23 protein-coding genes are annotated in these 22,619 nt (G+C 64.3%); 5 read left to right on the forward strand and 18 right to left on the reverse strand.

Annotated elements, in window-relative coordinates; translation table 11 throughout:
- Nucleotides 1-53: 53 nt before the first annotated feature.
- Complete coding sequence (locus tag QYL91_RS13225; RefSeq protein ID WP_302080964.1) at nucleotides 54-1,358, reverse strand: RNA-guided endonuclease InsQ/TnpB family protein; 1,305 nt, start codon at nucleotides 1,356-1,358, stop codon at nucleotides 54-56.
- Nucleotides 1,359-1,402: 44 nt separating this feature from the next.
- Between QYL91_RS13225 and tnpA the strand changes: the two genes are divergently transcribed.
- A complete protein-coding gene (tnpA, locus tag QYL91_RS13230; protein WP_302082871.1) occupies nucleotides 1,403-1,861 on the forward strand; it encodes an IS200/IS605 family transposase in 459 nt (152 codons plus the stop codon).
- 51 nt (nucleotides 1,862-1,912) lie between these two features.
- Here tnpA and QYL91_RS13235 read toward each other — a convergent pair whose 3' ends face one another.
- The 11 genes from QYL91_RS13235 to QYL91_RS13285 all read right to left on the reverse strand — a co-directional run bounded on the left by QYL91_RS13235 (nucleotide 1,913) and on the right by QYL91_RS13285 (nucleotide 13,973).
- Complete coding sequence (locus QYL91_RS13235; RefSeq protein ID WP_302080965.1) at nucleotides 1,913-3,091, reverse strand: DHH family phosphoesterase; 1,179 nt, start codon at nucleotides 3,089-3,091, stop codon at nucleotides 1,913-1,915.
- A gap of 89 nt (nucleotides 3,092-3,180) precedes the next feature.
- Nucleotides 3,181-4,065: an SDR family oxidoreductase gene (locus QYL91_RS13240; protein WP_302080966.1), complete on the reverse strand. Its 885-nt coding sequence runs from the start codon at nucleotides 4,063-4,065 to the stop codon at nucleotides 3,181-3,183.
- A gap of 2 nt (nucleotides 4,066-4,067) precedes the next feature.
- A complete protein-coding gene (locus QYL91_RS13245) occupies nucleotides 4,068-4,496 on the reverse strand; it encodes a DUF5791 family protein (protein WP_302080967.1) in 429 nt (142 codons plus the stop codon).
- Nucleotides 4,497-4,552: 56 nt separating this feature from the next.
- On the reverse strand, nucleotides 4,553-7,528 hold the full coding sequence (locus QYL91_RS13250; protein ID WP_302080968.1) for a DUF7286 family protein: 2,976 nt from the start codon (nucleotides 7,526-7,528) through the stop codon (nucleotides 4,553-4,555).
- Nucleotides 7,525-8,343: a DUF7284 family protein gene (locus QYL91_RS13255; protein ID WP_302080969.1), complete on the reverse strand. Its 819-nt coding sequence runs from the start codon at nucleotides 8,341-8,343 to the stop codon at nucleotides 7,525-7,527. Before QYL91_RS13255 ends, QYL91_RS13250 begins: the two co-directional genes overlap by 4 nt.
- On the reverse strand, nucleotides 8,340-8,729 hold the full coding sequence (locus QYL91_RS13260) for a DUF7285 family protein (RefSeq protein ID WP_302080970.1): 390 nt from the start codon (nucleotides 8,727-8,729) through the stop codon (nucleotides 8,340-8,342). The genes QYL91_RS13255 and QYL91_RS13260 overlap by 4 nt, the downstream gene beginning before the upstream one ends.
- On the reverse strand, nucleotides 8,710-9,174 hold the full coding sequence (locus tag QYL91_RS13265) for a DUF7283 family protein (protein ID WP_302080971.1): 465 nt from the start codon (nucleotides 9,172-9,174) through the stop codon (nucleotides 8,710-8,712). Before QYL91_RS13265 ends, QYL91_RS13260 begins: the two co-directional genes overlap by 20 nt.
- A gap of 32 nt (nucleotides 9,175-9,206) precedes the next feature.
- Nucleotides 9,207-10,904, reverse strand: coding sequence for a type II secretion system protein (locus QYL91_RS13270; protein WP_302080972.1), 1,698 nt, complete (start codon nucleotides 10,902-10,904; stop codon nucleotides 9,207-9,209).
- Nucleotides 10,901-12,790, reverse strand: coding sequence for an ATPase, T2SS/T4P/T4SS family (locus QYL91_RS13275; protein ID WP_302080973.1), 1,890 nt, complete (start codon nucleotides 12,788-12,790; stop codon nucleotides 10,901-10,903). The genes QYL91_RS13270 and QYL91_RS13275 overlap by 4 nt, the downstream gene beginning before the upstream one ends.
- A 26-nt stretch (nucleotides 12,791-12,816) precedes the next feature.
- Entirely contained in the window at nucleotides 12,817-13,263 is a 447-nt protein-coding gene (locus tag QYL91_RS13280) for a DUF7311 family protein (RefSeq protein ID WP_302080974.1), read from the reverse strand.
- Entirely contained in the window at nucleotides 13,263-13,973 is a 711-nt protein-coding gene (locus tag QYL91_RS13285; protein WP_302080975.1) for a DUF7310 family coiled-coil domain-containing protein, read from the reverse strand. Before QYL91_RS13285 ends, QYL91_RS13280 begins: the two co-directional genes overlap by 1 nt.
- Nucleotides 13,974-14,066: 93 nt before the next feature.
- Here QYL91_RS13285 and QYL91_RS13290 point away from each other — a divergent pair, with 93 nt between their 5' ends.
- A complete protein-coding gene (locus QYL91_RS13290) occupies nucleotides 14,067-15,140 on the forward strand; it encodes a tubulin/FtsZ family protein (RefSeq protein ID WP_302080976.1) in 1,074 nt (357 codons plus the stop codon).
- On the opposite strand, the gene QYL91_RS13295 is transcribed toward QYL91_RS13290, so the two are convergent.
- Entirely contained in the window at nucleotides 15,137-16,489 is a 1,353-nt protein-coding gene (locus QYL91_RS13295) for an alkaline phosphatase family protein (RefSeq protein ID WP_302080977.1), read from the reverse strand. The genes QYL91_RS13290 and QYL91_RS13295 overlap by 4 nt on opposite strands.
- Before the next feature lie 422 nt (nucleotides 16,490-16,911).
- Nucleotides 16,912-17,445, reverse strand: a complete 534-nt coding sequence (locus tag QYL91_RS13300) for an inorganic diphosphatase (protein ID WP_302080978.1) — start codon at nucleotides 17,443-17,445, stop codon at nucleotides 16,912-16,914.
- A gap of 223 nt (nucleotides 17,446-17,668) precedes the next feature.
- Here QYL91_RS13300 and QYL91_RS13305 point away from each other — a divergent pair, with 223 nt between their 5' ends.
- Nucleotides 17,669-18,028 carry a PadR family transcriptional regulator gene (locus QYL91_RS13305; RefSeq protein WP_302080979.1) on the forward strand — a complete coding sequence of 120 codons (360 nt, stop codon included), beginning with the start codon at nucleotides 17,669-17,671 and terminating at the stop codon, nucleotides 18,026-18,028.
- Here QYL91_RS13305 and QYL91_RS13310 read toward each other — a convergent pair.
- Both QYL91_RS13310 and rnhA read right to left on the reverse strand, forming a co-directional pair.
- On the reverse strand, nucleotides 18,009-18,602 hold the full coding sequence (locus QYL91_RS13310; RefSeq protein WP_302080980.1) for a DUF7108 family protein: 594 nt from the start codon (nucleotides 18,600-18,602) through the stop codon (nucleotides 18,009-18,011). The genes QYL91_RS13305 and QYL91_RS13310 overlap by 20 nt on opposite strands.
- Nucleotides 18,595-19,188, reverse strand: coding sequence for a ribonuclease HI (gene rnhA / locus QYL91_RS13315; RefSeq protein ID WP_302082872.1), 594 nt, complete (start codon nucleotides 19,186-19,188; stop codon nucleotides 18,595-18,597). The genes QYL91_RS13310 and rnhA overlap by 8 nt, the downstream gene beginning before the upstream one ends.
- A gap of 180 nt (nucleotides 19,189-19,368) precedes the next feature.
- On the opposite strand from rnhA, the gene QYL91_RS13320 reads away from it, so the two are divergent.
- On the forward strand, nucleotides 19,369-20,334 hold the full coding sequence (locus QYL91_RS13320; RefSeq protein ID WP_302080981.1) for a transcription initiation factor IIB: 966 nt from the start codon (nucleotides 19,369-19,371) through the stop codon (nucleotides 20,332-20,334).
- Nucleotides 20,335-20,445: 111 nt separating this feature from the next.
- Nucleotides 20,446-21,699, forward strand: coding sequence for a DNA repair protein NreA (gene nreA / locus QYL91_RS13325; protein ID WP_302080982.1), 1,254 nt, complete (start codon nucleotides 20,446-20,448; stop codon nucleotides 21,697-21,699).
- A 43-nt stretch (nucleotides 21,700-21,742) separates the two neighbouring features.
- Here nreA and QYL91_RS13330 read toward each other — a convergent pair whose 3' ends face one another.
- Together QYL91_RS13330 and QYL91_RS13335 are read right to left on the reverse strand one after the other, a co-directional pair.
- Nucleotides 21,743-22,207, reverse strand: coding sequence for a DUF302 domain-containing protein (locus QYL91_RS13330; protein WP_302080983.1), 465 nt, complete (start codon nucleotides 22,205-22,207; stop codon nucleotides 21,743-21,745).
- A 63-nt stretch (nucleotides 22,208-22,270) separates the two neighbouring features.
- On the reverse strand, nucleotides 22,271-22,555 hold the full coding sequence (locus QYL91_RS13335; RefSeq protein ID WP_302080984.1) for a DUF5789 family protein: 285 nt from the start codon (nucleotides 22,553-22,555) through the stop codon (nucleotides 22,271-22,273).
- Between the last annotated feature and the right edge of the window lie 64 nt (nucleotides 22,556-22,619).

The raw sequence follows: 22,619 nt of genomic DNA on the forward strand, positions 1-22,619 counted from the left end.
GTCCCGCCCGTAAACAACCTCGGGCGCGGTGGCCCGAGGCTTTTGTAGTTCCCTCAGCCGTGCGCTAGCACTCCCTGCTCGGCAAGCGAGCGGGATGAGGGTGGGCGGCTTACGCGCCCCGACCCGGACAGACGCACCAACCTGACCTGCGGCTGGGTTTTGTGAGTCCGGTAATTCGTCGTGTCACCGTCGAGTTTCGCCGTCTCACGCCACGCGATGTTCACTGACGCATTGCGGTCAGCGTGGTCTTGCACCACGTCACACTCGTCGTTCGGACAGCGGAACCGCCGTCCCTGCCGATACCCACGCTCACCACAGCACGAACACGTCTTCGAGTTGTAGTAGGCATCCACTGTATCTGTCGGAATCTCTCGCCACGTCGCCTTGTACGACACGAACTTCTCGAACTTGTGGAAGGGGAGTTTGTGCAATCGGCGGTTCATATACGTCCCGTACTGCATTTCCTCGCGGATACCGCTCATATCCTCGAACACGATAACCGGATTCGAGAACTGCTCTGCGAACTCCACGACAGCATGGGAGAGGCGATGCAACACCCACCCGGTGAACCGCTCTTCCTTGTCACCGAGCTTCCGGTGGATGCTCGTTTTGCCGTGTTCCTGACACCGAGTAGTGATGGTGTGGTAGCGTTGGCGTTCCTGCTTTACTCGCCCGTAGTCGAGGACGAGCGTACCCTTCGTCCGCATCGTCTCACGGTCGAGGGCGGTGAGAGCGACGTTGCGCTCGTTGATGTCTACGCCGACCACAGTATCAGCAGTGTCTGGTTCGGGTACGGCGAACTCACGTGTGACCGTGACGTGTAGGTAGTACACGCCATCGCGGTAGAGGAGTTCGGCCTGCCCAACATCCACCTCATCCGACGTGAGGGCGTCTCGAAGTTCGTCCATCGCGTCCGGTTCACCGCGCAGGTGGCCTCTCACCTTCTTGTAGGGTTTCGGGCTGATGCGGAACTGGACGCGGTTCGTGTCTTCATCCACGGTGAGGCGGTAGCCTTCCGTATGTGCCATCACGAGCGGATACGCACCAGACTTGTCCGTACTCGGCGGCGTCGGCTTGCCGCCATCAGGATCGTCTTGATTCTCCCACCACTCTCTGAGCGATTGGTAGGAGTCCCACGTTTGGAGGGCCTTGCCGACGACCGCGCACTTGTTGTTCCGCAAGAAGTCGTTGCGGTCAACCTCCTTCTGTATCTCAGTGCGAGTGTACCCGCGTTGTTTGAGGCGGATGGTGTCGTTGAATATCTCGCGTGAGGCGAGGCGGGCGTCGTGAAGCCACGACCGGTCACCAGACGCTATGTGAAGGCGCGTCTGAATCGTCTTCGTGGCTCCCTCACCCATACGTTGACAATCGTTCCAGACTGTCATAAATGCAGGGATTAGGGATAGAGAAGTACCGCAGTCATGCAGATTCGGTTAGTTCCTGCAAGTATCACTTCGTCTGGTGCCCGAAGTCAAGCAAAGCGAGGCTTTGCGTACCTCGCGGGATGTCCGATCCCGCTCAGTATCGACACCCAGTTCTGGATGTAGTGGAGGACGATGTGCGAGAGTTGTTTGGTGAGACTGCCGACCACTTCGGACACGAGATTCTAGCGTTGGAGATCGCGGACGACCACGTACACCTGTTCGTGCAGACAGACCCGAAGCACAGTCCGGCGGACATCGCTCGGCAATTCAAGTCGTATTCGGGTAAGCACTTGCTGGATCGGCATCCCGGAATTCGAGAGTCGTATTTCTGGGGTGGCGGATTCTGGAAGGTTGGGTACTACATGGGAACGACGGGAGCGGTGTCGGAAGCAGTGGTTGAACGGTATATCGAAGAGACGGAACACGCGCCGGAATGACGCGCTTCACCCCCGCCCACGGTGGGGCGGGGAACTCGCGCTGCTTTTCGTTTAGAGGTCGCCGCTCAGCGACGCAAACAGCCGGTCTTTGAGCTGGTCGCGGGTCATCCCGTTGCTCGGGCCCAGCCCCTCCATGTGGTCAAGCGAGAGTTGCCCACCACCCATCCGGGCGTGACCGCCGGCCCCGGCCATCGGGACGTCCTCGACGACTGCACGGAGGGCCTTGCCCATGTGGACGCGGTCGTCCCGCGACCGGCCCGAGAGGTGAATCGTCCCGTCCTTTTCGCCGAGAACGACGACCGCGGTGACCCCTTCGAGGCGGAGGAGTTCGTCCGCTGCCTGCGGAATCGCGTCGACGTTCGAGACTGCCCCGACGTCACTGACCGCGAACGCCTGCTCGATGACGCGATTCCTGATTGCGGTCGCCTTGATGTCGAGGACTTCGGCGTCGACTTCGGGGTTGGCGATGCGGTCGAGGCTGTCCTCGTCGACACCCGGATAGAGAAACGCCGCGGCCTCGAACTCGGCGTCGGAACAGCCTTTCGTCAGCGATTTCGTGTCCGACTGGATGCCGTATATCAACCCGGTCGCCACGCGCGACGGAAGCGTTGCCTCCTCTTCGTCGCTGTCGTCGTCATCGGGGTCGGCTGGCTCCCAGCCCATCTCCTCGAAGTACTCTGCCAGGATAGTCGCACAGGCGCCGTTTTCTGTTCGAACGTCCGTAAACTCCCGTCCCTTGCCGCCGCCGGGATGGTGGTCGATGACGGCGACGGGGTCGACCGTCTCGGACCCAGGGAACCCACGGGGCTCGTTGTGGTCGACGAGCACGACGGGGCGGTCCCCGAGGTCGGCGTCAGAGTCGATGTGGTCGAACTCCAGGTCGAGCACCGTCTCGAAGGCTCTGTTCTCCTGGTGGCGAATCTGACCGGGGTACTGTATCTCTGTGTCGGTGTCGACGCTGTTGGCGATGGTCTGGACCCCCAGCGCCGCCGACATAGCGTCCGGGTCGGGGTTTGGATGCATCAGGACGGACACTTCGTCGTAGCGAGCCAGCAGACGCGAAAAGCCCGTCCCGCCGGTCTGCTGTTTACGACGGAGCGCGAGAGCGACCAGTCCGACGAGGAAAACCACCCCGACGAGAGCACCTACAGCCAGCAACGGGTTCTCGGTGACGAATGCAGAAACGTCCTCGACCTGGAGGGCGACGCTGCCGGCCTCGGCAGACAACATATGCCGTACTGGTCTACGCGGAGACAAAAATACGTTCCCCTCTGTGACAATTGCCGGGCGACCGAACGAAATCGTCGCTGTGGCCCGGCTTAGCTCCGGTACGAGTCGATAGCGGCTTCGTATCCCGCTCGAAACGTCGGATACCTGAACTCGTAGCCCAGCCCCCGAAGTTTCTCGTTCGAACAGCGTTTGCTCGTCTGAATGCGACGACGCGCGGTCTCCGAGAGTGTCTCGTCGGCCAGTCGCTCCGCTTTCGTCTGTTTGGGCGGTTCGGGGACGCCACACTGCTCGGCCAGCCAGTCCGCAAAGTCCCACTTCGAGACCGGTTCGTCGTCGACGACCAGTACCGTCTCGCCCCGGGCGTGGTCACCGACCAGCAGGTGTGCGACAGCACCGGCCGCGTCATCCCGGTGGACCATGTTGAGATATCCGTCTGTGACCGGCCCGTCGATGTACCGCTCCAGTCGGTACCGCTCCGGACCGTACAGTCCTCCATAGCGGGCGACGGTGCCCTCGAATCCGAACTCGGCTGGCCGCTCGAGCGCGACGCGTTCGGCCTCGGCGAGAACTGCGGTCTTGTCGGTCTGGGGGTCCAGCGGCGTCTCCTCGTCGACCCAGTCACCGCCGTGGTCGCCGTACACGCCCGTACTGGAGGTGTAGACGTATCGGTCGGGCGCCACAGCGCGACTGCCGAAGTGGTCGATTGCCACCTGTTGGCCGGCCACGTACACCTCGCGTGCAGCCTCGGCACCACGGCCGCCCGAACTCGCGGCAAAGACTACGACGTCGACGTCGGGCACCGCCGAAAGGTCGCTCGGGTCCGTGAGGTCGGCCTGCACCGCGTCGAAGCCGGCCTGCTCGATTGCCGCAATCCCAGCGTCTGACCGACGGACACCAACTACGTCGTGGTCCGGTGAGAGCTGTCGGCCCAGTTCGAGGCCGACGTAGCCACACCCGAGTATCGCGACGCGCATGTTCACCGTTTTCTGTTCTCGATAAAGGCGTGCAACAGTGCGTACTCGTCGAGTGTCATCGAGTAGCGCCCTTCGATTTTCTGCTGTATCTCCTTTGGCTCGAGTTCGTCGTCGATGCCGGCAGCGATGGCTTCGACATCCAGGACGGCCGCTGACATCCCCATGAGGAGGATGTCGCGGGCCTCGGCGACGAGGACGTCCGCGTCGGGGTGGTCGTCGTCCAGTGCGAAGATGGTCGCCGCCGCGTCCAGTGAGAGGTCCGGCGTCTCACCGTCGACAACCGCCCGCAGTGTCGACTCGTCGAGGTTTGTCTGCTCGGCAGCAGCCGAGACCCCCACCGACTCGATGGCGTCGGCCAGCGCCTCGTCGTACGCCGCCCGGAGTTCTGTGGGGTCCAGTTCGCCAGCCGTCTCGAAGGCACCGCGAATCATGGCCACTCGTACGGTGTCGGGGTACAAGTCAGTGTCACTTTCCACAGCGTTGGCCACTATCGGCCCGGCTCTGGCCACCCTGATGACCGCTCGTCCATCGTCCCGTCGACGTCGCCCACCCCCCGTGGGCCCGGTGGCACCGCGATGGCGACGCTGGTCTGTGTCCGAAACGAGATGCGGGTACTCTTCCCAAGGCGCTCCTCGCGTCCGTCCTCGTCGAGGTCGAGCGAGACGGTGTCGCTGTGACGGACGTACCTGAGTCTCGTTTCGGGTGTGTCCGGCGTCCCGCGTGGCACGCTGACGGCAAAGAGGTCGTACTCGCCGCGAACCTCGACGTGCCAGTAGTTGACGGTCGTGACCCACGGCGCTATCGGCGGCGCGAGCGGCAGCCCCGCCGGGAGTCGGCTGAGCGTCCGCCCGGTGACTTTCTCCAGACGGTACTTCGCCTCCTTTTTGAGTTTGTCACTGAGCTTTGATTTCAATCGCTCCTGGGCGCGGGCTTTCAGCTCCCGTGTCGTTTCGTTGACGGCGGGAGCCGGTGGTTGGGCACGGTTCGAGTCGAGTGTCTTCGCCGTTATAAACCGGAGAGACAGTTTCAGGCGGTCACTTTGGGAAACAGAGAGGTCGTATCGCTGCCGCACTTCTCTGTGAATCGCGGCGACGGCGGAGCCGTTGGTCCACGCGTCCCCGAGTGCGACGGGTGTCTCCCAGGGTTCGAGCGCAGACTCGACGACGGCGGCCGACTCATCGACCTTGGCGGGTGTCCGTCTGTAGACGCCGGCGGCTGCCCGGGCGTTGAGTGCTCTCACCGCGTTCGAGACTGCCGATTCAAGTTTTTCGGTCCCCGCCGAACTGTCTTCCTGTGTCATCGCGTCAGCGTTCCGTGTCGACTCAAGCGTCTGGACGGCCGTCCGCAGTCTGACTCGCTCTGGGCCGAGAATCCGCTCGACGATTCCCTGCGCGATGTCGCCGTACGGGACGGTAAAGTAGTTCACGTTGCGCGCCACCAGCGGCGTGGTCGTCGTGTCGGAGGCGAGAGTGGGAACTGACGAGCCGTCGAGTTCCGCGAGCGTGAGATACGACGGCGCTGTTTCGACGCGCAGCGGAATGTCGAGTGGCGAACTCGTCTCCCGAGTTCTCCGGTCCTCGTAGTCGGTGCGGACTGTTCCCGTCTCGGAAAAGCCTCGCTCGGCGAGTTTCTCGTCGATGTCCTGCTGGCTTTGCTCGTAGGCGTCTGCGCGAGCCTGCAGTTTCTCCAGGACGGTACTGAGATACGCTTCTCTGGCGTTGAACCGCGCCCTGTCCGGCACCGACCCGTAGCTGTCTGGCACCGCGAGTAGCTCTCCTCGCCGCGATTCGAGTTTGTCTGCGAGGCGGGCCCCGGGGTTGACCTGGAACGTCGCCAGTTTACCGCGGGTCGTTGTTATCGACAGGTCACGAACCCGTTCGCGGACGCGCCGGAGGTCACGGTACACGAACTCGTAGAGGCCGTCGGGTTGGATACCGTCTATCGTCGCTGTCGACGTCTGCCCGCCGGTCAACAGCCCCTCGACAGCAAGGGTGTCGATGCTCCGACCACCGAGAAATCGGTGCCGAGCGGCAGTCTCGATGCGCTTCAGATTCGGGCCGTCCAGTGGCCCACCACGCTCGTGGACCGCCTCGACCGGCCGGTCGGCAGCGGAACCCCCGTCGTGGCGCCCGACCAGCGCGACATCGACAGCGCCGCGCCACTCCCGAACTTCGACAGTCGTCTCGAACCCCGACGAGGTATTCCACCGACGCTCGACGGTTTGCCGGACCACGACACGCCGCGGATGGTACTCGAAGTAGTGCCAGGGACCGTCGAGCGTCGGTTTCGCCGCGTCTCGTTGCTGGACCTGCTGGGTTTTCTGACGCGAGACGCCGACCAGTTCCCAGTCCGATTCGGGGTCCTGTGGCTCGACCGAAACGTGTTTGGTTTTGTCGACGACGCGCTGGCGGAGCTGGACGCGTGCGTCGTAGGTTTCGTCGATGGTCTCGTTGAGGTCCCCCAGCAAGTCGGCGAAGGCGATGTCTGCGGTTCGGTTGATTCCGATACTCGTCTCATCTTCGGGGATGACGGACGGGTTCGCCGTGACTGATGCTGAGAGATCTTTTCCAGAAAGCGTGTTCTGGCCGGCGTAACTCTGGGCATCCGAAAGGAGGCTTGCGGCACGATTGTCCGAGCCAGACAGTACGTCCGTGAGAGCAGTGTGTGCGGTCGCCCGCCCCAACACGGCGCGCCCTCGCGGGTCGCTCTGGCCGAACTGCGCTCGTTGCATCGAGAGTACCGCCCCGTTTGTCAACAGCGCCAGATGACGGTTGGCGACGACGTTCGAGATGGGCGCTCCACCGAACTGGGCATACCCCCGTGCCCACGTGAGTGCGTACAGCTTCGCAGTGAGCCGACTCCCCAGGCCGGGTTGGCCGGAACCGGCGTTGAGGCGACGTTCGAACGACGAGACGCGGTCGTGGACGGCAAGCGTCGGGACCGGGACGGTGACCGTCGGCGAAACGCTGCGTTCCCCGACGATACGTCCGTCACGCCGAGCGGTCAGCGTGACGTTCCGGACCGTGGCTCGGAGGTCAGTGCCCTGGGGTCCCGCTCTCGAAATCGATACCCGGTCAGTCGCTGCCGCGAGCGGGCGGCCAGTCGGCGTCGCGGGCAGGGACGCAGAGACCGTGACGTCGTCCCGCTGGCGGTCGAGACGGTCGAGTCGGTCCCGCACTGCGACGTAGATGCGGACCCGAAGCGAGTCTCGGAACGTGTCGTCGTTGCTGACGGCCGCCCCGAAGGGGTTCGAAGCCGGGACAGTGAGCGGATTCCTGGCTGCCTCCGTCGCGGCGCTCGTCACTGCTTCCCGGAGCGCGCTCTGTGTCGCCGCTTCTGTGCGGTCCATCGCGCGGTCGACGCTCGGTTCACTGACTGTCGGCCCGGCGAGAGACCCGGCGAAGGTAGCACTCCCGACGAGCAACAATACGCCGACGAGGGCAAACGGAACGCGAGCGGTCACGCCTCCCACCGCCTGACCGTGAGACGTACGGTCCCGGTTCGGACCGTCTCGGCTGCCGCTGCCGGCGTGTCGAAGCGCTCGCGCATATCGGCCGCGAACGTCCGTGAAAGGGCGGCGACGATACGGTCGTGTGCGACGCCGACAGCCCCGCTGTCGAGTGGTCCCCGGACTGTCGTCCCCGTCTCTTCGGCGAGGGTCTCGTAGCGCCGTGTTGTCAGGACCGTGGTCGGTGAGTTGCGAAACAGGGAGGCGTCGACAGCGTTGTCGGGGAGCAGGCCGTCGGCGACCGCAGTTGCCACGACGTGTGCGACGCTGTCGTATCCGGCTGCAGACTGATTTACTGCACGCGCTCTGCTGTCCCGAACTGGGACAGTGACGGCCACTGTTGCGCTGTTGACATCCCGACCGTCGGGCGGCGCCGGACCGACAGCAATCTGGCCCTGCACCGGGCCGCCACGATAGGGGACCCAGCGTGCCACTATCTGTGTCCGGTTCGGGGAGACGAGACGCGCGCTCGTCGCGGCGTTGACCCTCGCCGAGAAGTCACCGCTTTTCGGAGAGAGTTGTGTCCCTTCGATGGTCGCGTTGGCTACCGCAGCACGCGCCAGCAATTCGGCGGCTGTCCCGTGGGCGCGGCGTGTCTCTCCCTGCAGGTCGTATTCGACAGCAAGCGTACTACTCGCGAGGGTTTCGGCCGTCTCGTCGGCGCGGCTGTCCGTCTGTTCCGGCGGCTCCGCGAGAACCAGCATCCCGACGGCCGCGGAGACGAGCAACAGGAAGACGGCGACATCAAGGACCGTACTGACCGCTCTCATCGCCAGACCACCACCCTGAGCTGCCCTGGCTGGATTCGCCGGGGCGCCACCCGAACGCTCACCCGCCGGCTCACGCGGTCGGCAGACGCCGGTGGCGCAGGGCCACGCTGCCAGCGTGTCCCGTCGGCAGCGAGCGTCACGTTTGCCTCCCACCCGCTGGGTACGGCAGTCGTCGCGGCGTCGAGACGAGCAGGGCTGGCGACGCCCGCCGACTGGAGGGACCGTTGTACGGCGTCGACAATCGCAGACGGCGTCTGGTCGTCGGGTTCCTCCGGTGTCGTCTCCTCGAAAGTGTCAGCGTAGACGACGAACCCGGCAGAGACCGCAAGCACCGCCGCGAGCGCTGCCAGCGGCTCGACCTGCCCTCTACCCGACGAGCGTCGCATCGACATCCCCCCATGAGACACGCGCGACGGTGAGTCGGTCCGGCGCCTCCTGCCAGCTCCCGGTCCGGTTCTGGGCCGTTCCAATCGCGGTTTCGAACGCAGACTGGTTGGAAAATACGTCTCGTGGGCGCTCGCCATCGAGAACGCGGCGGAGTTTCCCGTCGCCGACAGGTGTGACCGGGCCAAACGCCAGTTGGGCATGCGCTGTTCCACCGTCCGACCGGAGTGCGAGCGACTTGGGCTGGAGTCGGAATTTCGCTGCGGGCACTTTGACTGTCGTTCTGGCGTCGTGCGGACTGGACGCAACGCTGTCGATGCCGTCAGCGACGGGCGTGGCCGACGGCGCCGGGGCCGTCGGGAAGGATAGTGCCAGTCCTGTGGCGGCCACGCTCACGATACCGACGCCGAGCCAGACGTACCACGCCTCGACAGGAGGGTCGAACATGGGGGGTCTGGTCCCGGATTCGAATATAAACGTCAGGCTATCGCGCCGACGAAGTGATAGGCAGCGAGATAGACGACGGTCGCAGAGACCAGTGACTTGCCGACACGCGCGCCGACGAGTGCACGGTCGAAACCGCGGACCAGCGCCGTCGAGAGTGCTGGCAAAATCGTCGCCAGCGCCAGTGCGTAGAGGCCAATCGAGAGCCCGAGAGACGGCAAGGACCCACCCTCTGCGGAAACCACGCCGCTCTGGCCCACCATCCCCTGTGCGAGCGCGACAGTCGAGCCCGCGACGAGCGGCCCGAAGACCATCCCCGTACTCTGCAGCGTCCCACAGACCGACTGGAGCGTATGGCGAGACTCCGCCTCCACGCGTCGGAGGTCGTCGATGTGGTCGGCAAGTGAGAGAATCGCCGGTCCTGCCGGTTTGCCCTCCTCGGCCGCGAGCGCGAGGAAGGCAACAGCGCCCCTGACTCGGCGACTGGGTACGTCCGCAAGCGAGCCACCCTCGCCGAGAAACGCGTCGTGGACGCTCACCTGAAGTTGTCGCTGCTTGCGGGCCGTCTCCACGAGCACTGCACCCATCTCGCCAGATACCTCGTCGCCGGCCCGCGCGATTGCCGACTCGACGGCCTCCCCGCCGGCGACGCGCCTGCCGACGATAGAGAGTGCATCAGTCAATCCTTCTTCGACGTTTCTGACGTGCTCGTAGACGTCCAGTACCGGCCGGTAATAGGCGAACAACCCTCCACCAACACCGATTCCGGTCGCGCCGAGCGGTATCGCCCACGAGGGAAAGAACTGCCAGGTGACAACGCCGCCAGCGAGCACACCAGCCAGGAATACGCCGACAGCGGGCAATGCTCTGTCGGGGACATCAGGGTGAGTGCGTGAGACGTTCGGCGGAGGGAAGGCGACCGGCCGGTGTGCCAGCAGCCAGCACGCCACAGCGAGCAACAGCGCGGGCAAGAGGAGGTTGTACACCAGCGCCACGGTAGCGGTAGTGATACCAACGCCGACAGCGTGGGCCGCCGGCAAGAGCGCGACCAGCGCCGTCGGCAGCAAGACGCCGAAGGCATACAGTGCGGTCACCGGACGGCTAAGGCCGCTCGCAAAAGATTGCATCTGCTCTCGCGTCCCGTCGAGAACGACCGTCAGCGCCCGGTCGAGCGTCCGCTCGCGGTCGACAGTCGACATCGAGCTCGCTGCCACGACGAGTGCGAGCGACCGTGCAAGTGATGGAAATCGTGGTTTCCACTCCTCGGCGAAAGAGGTGAGCGCGGGCGCTGTCCCGGCACGGGCTTGGCGGACGTGCCGGGCGAGACTCGTCGCGAGCGGACCGTCCCCGGCCGACGCGGCAAAGGCCGCGGCCCGTTCCGGAGACGGCGTGAGTCGCATCCGGAGGACTGCCCGCGCGACGAGGTCGGGAGCGTCGCCGAGCGCCCGCACCCGCTGGGCGGTCACGAGGAGTTCCGGACCCGACTGTGCGCCGACAAGGAGCAACACCGTCAGCGTTCCAACCACGAACGCCACCGGTAACCGAACGCGTGACGGCGCAAGGAGCGCGACCACTGCCGTCGCCATCGTCCCGACGGCACCGGCCCCGTAGGCTGCACTGAGCAGGGTCGACGGGTCGGCCGAAAGGTCGAGATATCGCGCTGCCCGTCGGAGTTCGTCGCTGGGCTCGACCGGCCACGGGTAGAGTCGCGCGAGCGTGCCGAGGGCATTCATCGGTTTCGCTCCAGTGTCCGCTCGTCGACTATGTCGGGGCTGGTTCGACCGCTGTCGGCCAGCCTGCGGAACTGGTCGACACGGTCGTCGAGAGCGGCGCGGACCTCGGCGTAGGATTCGTCGGGGCGACAGAGTGCATCGACGAAGTGACTGTTACCACGGCCGATGTGGCCAGTTGCCTCGAGGCTTCCGTCGGGTCGCGCGTACAGCGTCTCGAAGTCGTCAGTGTCTCCACCGGTGACCTCTTCGATTGCTCGCAGTCGCCTGGTGCCATCGGCCGTCTGTTCAAGCGAGACGACGAGGTCGGTGACGCCGAACGACGACGCCGGGACGCCGAGGTCCGCGACGACCCGTTCGCGAACGCCGGCAGCACCGTCGCCGTGGATTGTCCCAAGCACCGCTGCGTCGTTGGCCCCGACTCGCATCGCCTCGTAGAGCACCGTCGCCTCCTCGCCTCGGACCTCGCCGACGGCAATCGCGCCATCGCCCAACCGAAGCGCCGTCCGGAGTGCATCGACCGGCGTGAAGTCGTCGTCAGTCGAGGCCCGAAGTGGCTGAACCTCGCGGCCGTGGTCCTGCAAGCGAGCCACCGGAAGCTCCGGCGAGTCTTCGATGGTGAGCGTCCGCACAGTCGGCGGGAGTTCCCACAGGAGTGCTCCAAGCAGCGTCGTCTTACCAGCGCCGCGCGGACCGGCCACGAGGATGGCTCGCCCGCGCTCTGTTGCCAGCGAGAGCAGTGCCGCCGCCGATGCGGTCATGGTGCCGTTCGCGACCAGCGCCGGAAGCGTCCACACGTCTCGGTCGTGAGCCCGGAAGGCAAATCCGACACCATCGCTCGCAGGATCGGTGACACCGGCGACACGAACGCGGCGGCCCCGAATCTCGGTCGTCGCATCGAGAGTCGGGTCCGCCCGCGAGAACGCACGGCCGCTCTCCCGTCGGTACCGCGATGCGAGCGCCCGAACGCCGCGAGCGGTGAGCCGGACGTTCGTCGGGAGTCGGCGGTCGCCGACGCGAACGGAGAGCGGATTCTCCGGCGCGGGGGCAGTCACGAACACGTCCGAGACGGCAGGGTCCGCAAAGAGATCCGCGAGCAGACCGTGGCCGCGCGTGTGTTTGTGAAGGACCCGTGTGACACGCTCGACCGGAATGTCCTCGTCGGCTTCGACGACAGACCGAACCGCACGTCCGGCAGCGCGGTCGCCGCCAGTGATGGTTCCGTCGGCCAGTCGCTCGTAGGCACGCGAGAGGACGGCCGTACTGGCGGCGTCGAGGGACTGCCCGACTGGCGAGAGGACGTACCGGTTGCGTTGGTCCGGGAAACGGTATATACGGACAGTCGAGTCGGTTTCGAGGTCGCGGTGCGTCTCCAGTGTCGCGTCGGGCGGGACGGCAGTGTCGACACGCCAGTCGCTGACGGCAAGCCCGGAGAGCGGTGCGAGTATCGATTCGTAGGACGCTGCGTCCTCGACGAGCGCACCGAGTCCCGTTTCGGCAGCGACGTCGGCGGCGGCGTCGGCGCGACCGACGGCCTCGCGACCGGCCGCAAGCGGGTCGCGGACGGCGCGGTCGGCCAGGCGCTGGTCCCGATCGCGAACCTGCTCGCAGAACCGGCCGGCAGCGACGAGAAAGGCGCCGGCAGCGCCGTCGTAGACTCGTTCGACGCCGGACTGGTGGACGTGGACGCTCTCCGCGTCGCGCTGGGTGAGTTTCCGGACGACCTTCGCGCGACAGCCCTCGCTCGTGGTGAGTCGACCGTCTCCCGGACAGTCGGACGCGTCGACGACGAGGCGGTCGTCTTCGAAACCCGGCCGACACCGGCAGTCGTCGTCGGTTTCTACCCCCTCGAAGAGCCGCTCGGTCACCGCACGGCGGAGTGAACTCATGGGGCGGGCTGGCTGCGGCTTCGGATTTAAACGTCCGCCCGGGTGACCACGATGACCGCGTCACCCCCACGACGTTCCAGCGAGAGCGTGAGTCGGTGGGGACCACCGTCGCGAAGGACCAACCCCTCCGGCGGTGCGACCAGTGGCGGGGTCAAGTGTGCTGTCTGAGTCGTTCCCCCGGAGACTCGCCAGCGGATGCGCCCGTCAGTCTGGGCGGGTATCCGTAGTCGTTCCAGCCGGGCGGTCCCCCAGGACTCGGTCGGGAGGACGAGCGTTCGCTCGATGCGCGCGCCGGGCGCACCTGGCAGTGCGGGGTCGCTCTCGGCGTAGAGTGCCTCCGTGGCCGTGTCGAGAGAGTCGAGTTGGGACTGGACTTGGGAATCCGCGTGGCTCACCCTGGCGTCGTCGACGACTGGAAGCGCAAGACCGAGCAGCGCCGTCGCGAGCAGGACCGCGAGAACGGTCCGGAGCATTACAGCAGCGCACGAATCCCGGCGAGCAGTCCTGGACTGTCAGCGGACGACTCGTCTGTCTGCACGCGGCCGCCGTCGGTGAGTCCCTGGAGACGGTCCGAGGGTTCGGAGTGTCCGTCGTCGCTCTGTCGGTCGCGGAGTGACCGGGCGGTCGTCTCCTCACATACCGGACACCTGTCGCCCGACTGGCTGTGGCGTGGCTCGTCTGTCGCCGTCCGGTCTGCTGTCAGTTCGAGTGTCGGCTCCGACTCGGTGTCGTTGGAGGACTTTTGGTCGTTCGGCCGGCCTCTCTGTCGGTCTGTCGCTCGGGTCGTCGGGTTGTCTGTCGATTTTTCTTTTTGTCGGTCTGTCGGCTGGTCTGTCGGCCGGTTTGTTGACCGGTCTGTTGATGGCTTGGTGGGGCTCCCGTGGGCCGTCTCAGAGTCGGAGTCGGCCGCCTCGGCTCTGGCTTGCTCGGCCGTCTCTAGGGCGAGGTCGGCGCGCTCGCGAGTTTCCTCGTTGACCGAACGGACGTTGCCGACGTAGCCACGGAGCGCCTGCGTTGCTGCTTCGAGTTCAGCCACTCGGTCGGTCAGCGTTTCGAGGTCCGATTCGACAGTCTGGACGCGGTCTGCGACCGCTCCGTCGGTGGCGAGTGCCTCGAAATCGTGTTCACCGTCAGCGATTGCACGTTCGAGTGCGGCGAGGCGGTCTTCCAGTGTCTCGTCCATGTGCCGGCCTGGTCGCGGTCCGGTATTTGAATCTAGGGCAAGCGCTGTACGGAGGCCCCAATGTTCATTACCGGGTGACACAAGTGACAACGTATGAAGGTCGTCCTGATTGGTGTCGGCCAGGCCGGTGGGAAAGTCACACAGGCCCTGGCCGAATTTGACTACGAGATGGGTTTCGGGGCGGTGACGGGCGCATTTGCGGTCAACACGGCGAGGTCGGACCTCCAAGAACTCGAGCTCGATACCATGCTCATCGGGCAAGACCGGGTGAAAGGCCACGGTGTCGGCGGGGACAACGAACTCGGGGCCGAGATTATGCAGGCCGAATCTACGGAGGTGATGGACGAACTCGACCAGCGCATTACCTCCGAGGTCGAGGGCGTCATGGTCGTCGCCGGTCTCGGCGGCGGGACCGGAAGCGGGGGCGCACCCGCACTCGCAAAGGAACTCCAGCGCATCTACGAGGTACCGATCTACGTCCTCGGCGTCCTCCCGGGCCGGGACGAGGGGTCGATCTACCAGGCCAACGCCGGGCGGTCGCTAAAGACCGTCGCCCGGGAGGCCGACTCGGCGATTCTCATCGACAACGATGCCTGGCACGAGTCCGGCGAGAGCGTCGAGGAGGGATACGACCACATCAACGAGCAGATTGCCCAGCGTATCGGCCTCCTGCTCGCCGCTGGCGAGGCCGTCGAGGGCGTCGCAGAGAGCGTCGTCGACAGTTCCGAGATTATCAACACGCTCCGGGAGGGCGGCATCGCCTGCATGGGCTATGCGACCGCCGAGGCAAGTGAGGACCCAGAAGAGAACGTCAACACGATCACCAGCATCACCCGGAACGCCCTCCTGACGAAGATGAGTCTGCCAGACGCCGTCGAGGCAGAAACTGCACTGCTTGTCATCGCCGGCGACCCGGAACGCGTCTCGCGGAAGGGCGTCGAGCGCGCACGAAAGTGGGTCGAGGAGGAGACCGGGTCGCTCCAGGTCCGTGGCGGAGACTTCCCGCTGAACAGCGACCGCCTCGGAGCGCTCGTGTTGCTCGGTGGCGTCGAACGGTCGCGCCGCGTCGAGGAGTTCATGGACCGGGCGAGAGAAGCCGCAGAAACCGAGTCGCAGGCAGACCCGACCGATGAGTTCGAGAACGACGACTTAGAGGACCTGTTTTAGCTCCGCGTGAGCAGGCTCGCGCCGTCGAACTCCGTTTTGTCGTACTGGAGGTCGAGCAGGTCGAGCAGCGTCGGCCCAATGTCGTAGAGGTCGGCGTCGCCGATACGTACGTCGGGGTCGTCGACGAACAGACAGGCGTTGTCGAAACTGTGCATCCCGTTTCGCGGACCGGTCCCGAACACGTCGTCGCTGCCCTTGAACCCGGCCTTCAGGTCGAAGCCGTGGTTCGGGACGACGGTGAGGTCCGGCGCGATGTCGTCGTGTGCGCCCCGGTAGGCCGCCTCCTTCGTCTCGACGGTGTCCGCGACGGGGTTGCCGTTCGGACCGGTGAGATTCTCCAGTTTCTCCTTGAGTTCGGCTCTGACATCTTCGTACTCGTCTTCGGGGACGCTCCCACGCGGGTCACGGCCTTCGAGATTGATGTAGAACCGACCCGGAATAAGCGAGTAGGCGCGACTGTCCTCGTCGATATCGCCGAGTTCGCTGTGGTCGTCGCCCTCGTAGGAGAGCCAGCCCTTCTGGCGGAGCCATTCGTTGAGGTGGACCTCGTATTCGAGCGTGGTGAAGCCGTGGTCGGAGGCGACGGCCATCGTCACGTCGTCGGCGAGCATCTCGCGGAGGCGACCGAGGTACTCGTCGACCTTCTGGTAGAATTCGAGGAACTCCTCCTTGTATTCGCCGTCCTGGGTGTAATGTTTGAACAGGAAGTGGTTGACCCGGTCGGTGGTCATGAACACGCCGAAAAAGAGGTCCCAGTCGTCCTGTTCGATGTAGTGTTTGAACGCCTCGAAGCGCGCGTCGAGGGTCTCGTGGGCATCCTCGATGAAGTCGCTCTTGTCCTCGTTGTGGCCGAGCTTGGCGTTGACGTCGATTTTGTAGTCGTTGTCCTGGAGGAACGTCCGCAGTTGTTCGGGGCGGGCGGCGCGGTCGACGCCCGGCGAGAGAAAGCCCGACACCATCCGCTGGACGTTCTCCTGGGGCGGGAACGTAACGGGGACGTTCATCACCGTCGCCGACCGCTGGGCGCCCTCGACGCGGTCCCAGATGCGGGTCGCCTGCACGTCACGCCCCATCGGAACGTACGTGTCGTACGAACCGTTCTCGCGGTCTTGGAAGCCGTAGACACCCGTTTCACCGGGGTTGACGCCGGTGGTGAGCGCGGGCCAGCAGGCGCTCGACTCCGGCGGGACGATGCTGTCTATCGGTCCCCCGCTCCCGTCCTCGGCAATCGCGTTGAGATGTTCGAACTCGTCGGGATTGTCCGCGACGAGACTGTACGGCACGCCATCGATACCAAAGAAGGCTACCCGGGGGTCTCCGTCACCGCGTAGCCTGTCGAACAGACCCATACCTCCGCTTACTCAATTGGGGCACAAGAAGCTTCTTTTCGAGTGGTCCGGACGCGGGCGAGCGGTCCGGAACGACCGGTTCTCGGAGAAACCGGCAATCACTGCTCGGAGGTGCCGTCCTCGGATGCGACAGGGTGGTCTTCGTCCGGGTCGAAGTTGGTCGGCCGGACCGTCGGGTGGTCAATACCGACAGTATGCTCGGTCGCTGCCATTGTATCTGGACGTACGACACCCAGACCCATATAATTACCCATGCTCATAATTAATCGGCAACAGTTGCAGACATTACCGACGAGAATATCCCGACCTGACAGAGAGACCAGGTTGACTCCGCAGACGCTGTGGATGGCGACTCCGAGCGGGAACCATCTCGCAAAAAAGCGGTGTCGATAGAGTGACGCGGCCGTATTTCGGCGGCGTCGTTACGCGATTTTCTCGTCGTAGAGGTCCTGGGCGTGCTCGATAGCGTCTTTGGCGGCCTGCTTGTCTTCCCAGCCCAGCGTCTCGACTTGCTTGCCCTCTTCGAGGTTCTTGTACGTCTCGAAGAACTCCTCGATTTCGTCGAGGGTCTGCTGTGGGATGTCGTCGAGGTCCTCGATGTGGTCGTAGCGCGGGTCCTCGATGGGAACGGCGATGACCTTGTCGTCCTGTTCGCCATCGTCGTCCATCTTCATCATCGCGACCGGACGCGCTTCGATGACACAGCCGGGGAACGTTTGGTCCTCGACGAGCACGAGCACGTCGAAGGGGTCCTCGTCGTCGTAGTACGACTGCGGGATGAAACCGTAGTCGCTCGGGTAGTGGACGTTGCTGTGGAGGACGCGGTCCAGCATGACGCCCGGAATGTCCTTGTCGTACTCGTATTTGTTGCGCTCGCCTTTGAGACACTCAACGACTGCGTAGATTTCTTCCGGCGGGTTCGGTCCCGTTTCGAGGTCTTCCCAGAGATTTACCATCGTCCGGAGTTCTGCGTGACTACCAAAAACTACTTTCGGTCTGCGTTCAGACCAGAAAAACAGAGTTCGACACTGAACTGACAACGACGGTACCGTTCGGCGGTCGTGAACTTTCTGTTCTCTAGTATGACGTCGCCTGATCCTCCGCTTTCTTGCGATTGTGTCCTGACAACGTGCTTCTCATTTACCAAAGATTAAATACCGAGATGACATCTAACCGACCATGTCAGAGACACAGGCAGAGACTGACACTCCCGGCATCGCACGAGAGTTAACGGCGTTCCAGCAGAACATTCTCACCATTCTCGCAGAGGAACCACGGTACGGACTCGCTATCAAACGGGAACTCGAGACCTACTACGATTCGGACGTAAACCACGGGCGACTCTACCCCAACCTCGACGACCTCGTCGAGATGGGCCTCGTCGAAAAGAGCGAACTCGACAAGCGGACCAACCAGTACGACCTCACCGACGAGGGCTACGAGGCAGTTCTCGACCAGCTCGGCTGGGTGTTCGACAAGCTCGTTACCGACGACAGCAGGGCGGCAGACCTCGATGCGGTCATCGACCAGCGTCGATAACGTCGACGTTCCCGTCTGCAACCTCGAGGACTAGCTCGACCGACTCCTCGACGACCGCTTTCTGGTCGTCGGACGGAAACGCGTTTCGCGGGAAGTACTCCCGGAGGAACTCCTGAATCTCCTCCCGGGTCAAGTCCCCGATGGGTTTTGCGTAGTGATTGCTGGCAAAATCCGCAACGGCGTGGGCGTTCGGTCCGTGCGGGTCGTCGTGTTCGCTCTCGACGGTCTCGGCAAGGTCGCGGTTGTGCCCCTCGACAGTGTCCCAGTCGTCGGCCGACCCCGGGCCTTCGAGGGTGCGCTCGATACCGCGGTCGACGTCGTCGATACGCTCCGGATAGACCGTCCCGTCCTCGACCCACTCCTCGGGATAGAGAACGAGCGTGTCCCGGTCCTCCTCGCGGACGCGGGCGGTAAAGTCGTAGTCAGCGACCAGCGCATCGCGGTCGTCGAGATAGGCCGCCGCCTCCTCGTCGACGGTGGCGTCTCGTGCCAGCCGTGTCAGTCTCTCCGCCTCGTCGACGACATCGGGTGGTATCTCCCGGTCGTCCTCTGGCTCGTCGGTTGTCTCAGTCATCGTCGAGGGCCTCGTTTGCCAGTTCGTCGGCGCGGTCGTTTATCTCCCGCGGTACGTGCGAGAGCGACCAGTCCTCGAAGTTCGTCAGCAGTTCCCGAACGTCGATGCGGTACTCCCGGAGTTCGGGGTCGTTCGTGTCGTACTCGCCGCGGACCTGTTTGACGATGAGTTCCGAGTCGCCCCGCACGTCCACCTCGTCGAATCCGTGGTTAGCGGCGACCTCTAGTGCCTGACGAAGTGCCTCGTACTCGGCCTGGTTGTTCGTCGCGCGGCCGATTCGTTTCCCGCCTTCGGCGACGATGCCGTCGCTTGTGACGACGACCCAGCCGACGGCGGCCGGGCCGGGATTGCCCCGGGCGGCTCCGTCGAAGTAGACGTGCGCGCGCCCGCCGTCATCGCGGAGAACTCCCTGGAGTTTCGACGGGTCCGCGCCCTGAATGACGACTTTGTCGTCGTAGGCGACGGCCGTCGCGCCGCCGTATTCGGCCCGCCAGCGTTCGTGGTCCGTGTTCCCCGGCTCTACCTCGATATCTGCCGCTGTCAGGCGGTCCCGAGCTTCGTCGACGTCACACTCGATGACGGGCATCATCGCGTACCTCACCATTCGACCAATATGACGGTTTCCACTTGGGGATCAGTCTGTGAAGAGTACTATCGGCCGCAGTCCAGCGATTTTGCGATCTTCTGTCGTCCCCCATAGAACAGGAACGGGGGTGGAATCCGGCGAGGGGTTTAAGTATCTCGCTCTTACTACTATAAAAATGCGATGACACAGTCCAGCCGCCAGCGGGAGCGCGAGCGCGAATCTGAAACTGAACAACAAGAAGACGAGGGAGTTCGGGAATGTCCGGAGTGTGATTCCGAAAACCTCATCAAGAGTTCTGACCGCGGAGAGCTCATCTGTGAGGACTGTGGTCTGGTCGTCGAAGAGGGGAACATCGACCCAGGTCCGGAGTGGCGCGCGTTCAACCATCAGGAACGCCAGGAGAAATCCAGGGTCGGTGCGCCGACGACCCAAACCATGCACGACAAGGGTCTGACCACCACCATCGACTGGAAAGACAAAGACGCCTACGGCCGGTCGATTTCCTCGAAGAAGCGAAGCCAGATGCACCGGCTGCGAAAGTGGCAGGAACGCATCCGAACCAAAGACGCCGGCGAACGAAATCTCCAGTTTGCACTCTCGGAAATCGACCGGATGGCCTCCGCGCTGGGGGTCCCCCGCTCGGTCCGGGAGGTCGCGTCGGTCATCTACCGGCGCGCGCTCAAGGAAGACCTCATCCGCGGCCGCTCCATCGAGGGCGTCGCGACCAGCGCACTCTATGCCGCCTGTCGCAAGGAGGGGATTCCGCGCAGCCTCGAAGAGATTTCGGACGTCTCACGCGTCGAGCGCAAAGAAATCGGACGTACATACCGGTACATCTCCCAGGAACTCGGTCTGGAGATGGAGCCGGTCGACCCCAAAAAGTACGTCCCACGCTTTTGCTCCGAACTGGAACTGTCCGAGGAGGTACAGACCAAGGCCAACGAAATCATCGAAACGACTGCCGAGAAGGGACTGCTCTCGGGTAAATCCCCGACCGGCTACGCCGCCGCCGCTATCTACGCCGCGTCGCTGCTCTGCAACGAGAAAAAGACCCAGCGGGAGGTCGCCGACGTGGCACAGGTGACGGAAGTCACCATCCGGAACCGGTACCAGGAACAGATAGAGGCGATGGGTATCCACAGCTAACGGCTCGGCCCATCTACCGTCCACTCCTTCCGTCTTCTACCGCTCCAGAGTCGTCCGTCGACGTGGCGTTGAGAGTCAGATTGATACGCGCGAGGGTCCTCCACTCACGCAATGCGGTTAGACGAGTTCGTCGAGGGGTTCGAACGCGACGAGGCCGCCGAGCGGCGGCGCCTCGCCGAAGAGAAGTCCTACGAGATAACGAACTACCTCGACGACGTCGAGCGGCAGTTCGAGGAGACTGTCCAGGGTGATTCCCTCTATGGCTCGACGGCCCCGGAAATCTTCGTCGGGCGGTCGAACTACCCCAGCGTCTCGACCGGACTGCTCTCGCCGATGGCCGATGGCGCAGACGCGGCCGATTACGCGACCAGCGGCGACTGGTATCAGCAGGGCTTTGACATCGACGACGTGCTCCAGCGCCGGACGGGACTGCTCAACTCGACGCGGTCCTCGCAGGTGAACGTCGAGGACGTCTGGGACGGCTTCGTCGGCGTCCAGCGGGAAGTCGCCATCGCTGACCGACCGGTCGACGTGGAACTGGGACTTGACACCGCCCCGGAACTGGACCTCTCGCTCGACGACATCTCGACGCCGACCGGTCCCCGCGCTCGCGCGACGGACGCGGACCTCACGGAGAATCCCCACGTCCCGCGTCCCGTCGAGAAGACGCTGGAAGACGACGACTGGCAGGCAGAGGGCGCGATAAATTACCTCTACCGGCGGGGGTTCGACGTCTACGATATCAACACGATTCTCTCGGCAGGTGCGCTCGGCCAGGGACACAACCGCCGGCTGGTCCCGACGCGGTGGTCGATTACGGCCGTCGACGACACCGTCGGACAGTATCTCCGGGGGACGATTCGCAACGAACAGACCGTCAACGAAGTCCAGGTGTGGTACAACGAGTACGTCGGCAACGACTACTGGGTGATTCTCGCGCCCGGCAACTGGGAGTTCGAACTCGTCGAGCTCAAGGCTCCGGGGAGCATCTGGAACCCCGAACCGGACGGCTCCTACTACATGGCGGCCGACAACGAGAGCTACGAGGGGCGCACCGCCTACGTCGACGAGACCTCCGGTGCGTACTACGCCTCGCGGCTGGCCGTGTTAGAACACCTTCAGGACGTGGGCCGCCAGGCGACCTGTCTGGTGATACGCCACGCCAGCGAATCCTACTGGGCACCGGTAGGCGTCTGGCAGATTCGCGAGGGTATCCGCCACGCCTTCGACGGGGAGTACGCGACCGCGGAGACGTTCCACGACGCCGTCCAGCAACTGGCCCCGGCGCTGCCGGTCTCGCTCGCCGACCTCCGGCGAAAGTCGACGATGGTCTCGGGGATACAGTCACAGCTGGGCGATTTCTAAAGGCGAGATGGCAGGCCCCAGCCCGCACCCGGAGAGAAGAATCTCACTCGGCGGCGTGGTCGGACTCGCGGAGTGTCGAGAACAGGTCGTCGACGTACTCGCCGGTCTCGGAGACGATGTCGGCCCACGTCTCGTCGTCCGGTGCCATCCCGAGCAGGCGGCCGATACGCATAATCGAGACGTGATAGACGCGCTGTCGGCCCGGCTCTTCCTCCCAGATGACGACGTTACACGGCATCAGAGCACCGAGTGTGTTCGCCGAGGCGTCGAGGGCGCGGTCTGCGACGGCGGGATTGCACGCTCCCAGAATATAGTAGGGGTCCCGTCCGGCATCGACTTTCTCATTGAGCATCTCGGACGGCGAGAACTCGACCGGGACACCGAAGTTGGCCCCCTCGCAGGCGTCGCGGACAAACTCGATTGCCGCCTCGTGGTCCATTTCGAGGACGACCTGTTCTTCACCGATGTCTTCCGGGTCGATAGCAGCCGGATCAACTGGTAACGTCATGGACGGACCGACGCCGCCACGGGTGAAAAAGACAGCGCCGATGCGGTCGGCGCACTCAGTTCGTCACTCGGTCGGAACCGGGTCTGTGCCGAGAACTGTCTCGACAGCGTCGGTAAACTCCTGCCGGGTCGCAAAGTACGTCTCGTCTATCTCAGAGAGCACCGCCGAGAGGTCACGCGGTCCGTCCGGCGTCCGGACGACGGTGTCGCCCTCGCGGGCCTCGATTTCGCTTTTCTCGATACCCCACATCAGGCGCTCGGCGACGCGGGCGACGGGTGCACCCTCGACGTCGGCACCCTCGCCGAGTGAGACGGCAGGTTCGTCCTCGCTTTCGTCCTCGTCAGCCATGTCCGGGAATTTATCCCCCCGGTGATTAGAGCTTTCGAATCGACTCTCGGCCGGTGGCGGCCCA

The sequence above is a fragment of the Salinibaculum rarum genome, assembly GCF_030505615.1.
GTDB lineage: Archaea > Halobacteriota > Halobacteria > Halobacteriales > Haloarculaceae > Salinibaculum > Salinibaculum rarum.

Excerpts from the sequence above, each read along its gene's own strand:
- QYL91_RS13320 (WP_302080981.1), top strand. The coding sequence starts at position 19,369 with ATGACACAGTCCAGCCGCCAGCGGGAGCGCGAGCGCGAATCTGAAACT.
- QYL91_RS13300 (WP_302080978.1), bottom strand. The coding sequence starts at position 17,445 with ATGGTAAATCTCTGGGAAGACCTCGAAACGGGACCGAACCCGCCGGAA.
- nreA (WP_302080982.1), top strand. The coding sequence starts at position 20,446 with ATGCGGTTAGACGAGTTCGTCGAGGGGTTCGAACGCGACGAGGCCGCC.
- rnhA (WP_302082872.1), bottom strand. The coding sequence starts at position 19,188 with ATGCCCGTCATCGAGTGTGACGTCGACGAAGCTCGGGACCGCCTGACA.
- QYL91_RS13270 (WP_302080972.1), bottom strand. The coding sequence starts at position 10,904 with ATGAATGCCCTCGGCACGCTCGCGCGACTCTACCCGTGGCCGGTCGAG.
- QYL91_RS13305 (WP_302080979.1), top strand. The coding sequence starts at position 17,669 with ATGTCAGAGACACAGGCAGAGACTGACACTCCCGGCATCGCACGAGAG.
- QYL91_RS13280 (WP_302080974.1), bottom strand. The coding sequence starts at position 13,263 with ATGCTCCGGACCGTTCTCGCGGTCCTGCTCGCGACGGCGCTGCTCGGT.
- QYL91_RS13235 (WP_302080965.1), bottom strand. The coding sequence starts at position 3,091 with ATGTTGTCTGCCGAGGCCGGCAGCGTCGCCCTCCAGGTCGAGGACGTT.
- QYL91_RS13330 (WP_302080983.1), bottom strand. The coding sequence starts at position 22,207 with ATGACGTTACCAGTTGATCCGGCTGCTATCGACCCGGAAGACATCGGT.
- QYL91_RS13255 (WP_302080969.1), bottom strand. The coding sequence starts at position 8,343 with ATGAGAGCGGTCAGTACGGTCCTTGATGTCGCCGTCTTCCTGTTGCTC.
- QYL91_RS13265 (WP_302080971.1), bottom strand. The coding sequence starts at position 9,174 with ATGTTCGACCCTCCTGTCGAGGCGTGGTACGTCTGGCTCGGCGTCGGT.
- QYL91_RS13240 (WP_302080966.1), bottom strand. The coding sequence starts at position 4,065 with ATGCGCGTCGCGATACTCGGGTGTGGCTACGTCGGCCTCGAACTGGGC.
- QYL91_RS13335 (WP_302080984.1), bottom strand. The coding sequence starts at position 22,555 with ATGGCTGACGAGGACGAAAGCGAGGACGAACCTGCCGTCTCACTCGGC.
- QYL91_RS13290 (WP_302080976.1), top strand. The coding sequence starts at position 14,067 with ATGAAGGTCGTCCTGATTGGTGTCGGCCAGGCCGGTGGGAAAGTCACA.
- QYL91_RS13225 (WP_302080964.1), bottom strand. The coding sequence starts at position 1,358 with ATGGGTGAGGGAGCCACGAAGACGATTCAGACGCGCCTTCACATAGCG.
- QYL91_RS13295 (WP_302080977.1), bottom strand. The coding sequence starts at position 16,489 with ATGGGTCTGTTCGACAGGCTACGCGGTGACGGAGACCCCCGGGTAGCC.
- QYL91_RS13285 (WP_302080975.1), bottom strand. The coding sequence starts at position 13,973 with ATGGACGAGACACTGGAAGACCGCCTCGCCGCACTCGAACGTGCAATC.
- QYL91_RS13275 (WP_302080973.1), bottom strand. The coding sequence starts at position 12,790 with ATGAGTTCACTCCGCCGTGCGGTGACCGAGCGGCTCTTCGAGGGGGTA.
- QYL91_RS13310 (WP_302080980.1), bottom strand. The coding sequence starts at position 18,602 with ATGACTGAGACAACCGACGAGCCAGAGGACGACCGGGAGATACCACCC.
- QYL91_RS13260 (WP_302080970.1), bottom strand. The coding sequence starts at position 8,729 with ATGCGACGCTCGTCGGGTAGAGGGCAGGTCGAGCCGCTGGCAGCGCTC.
- QYL91_RS13245 (WP_302080967.1), bottom strand. The coding sequence starts at position 4,496 with ATGATTCGCGGTGCCTTCGAGACGGCTGGCGAACTGGACCCCACAGAA.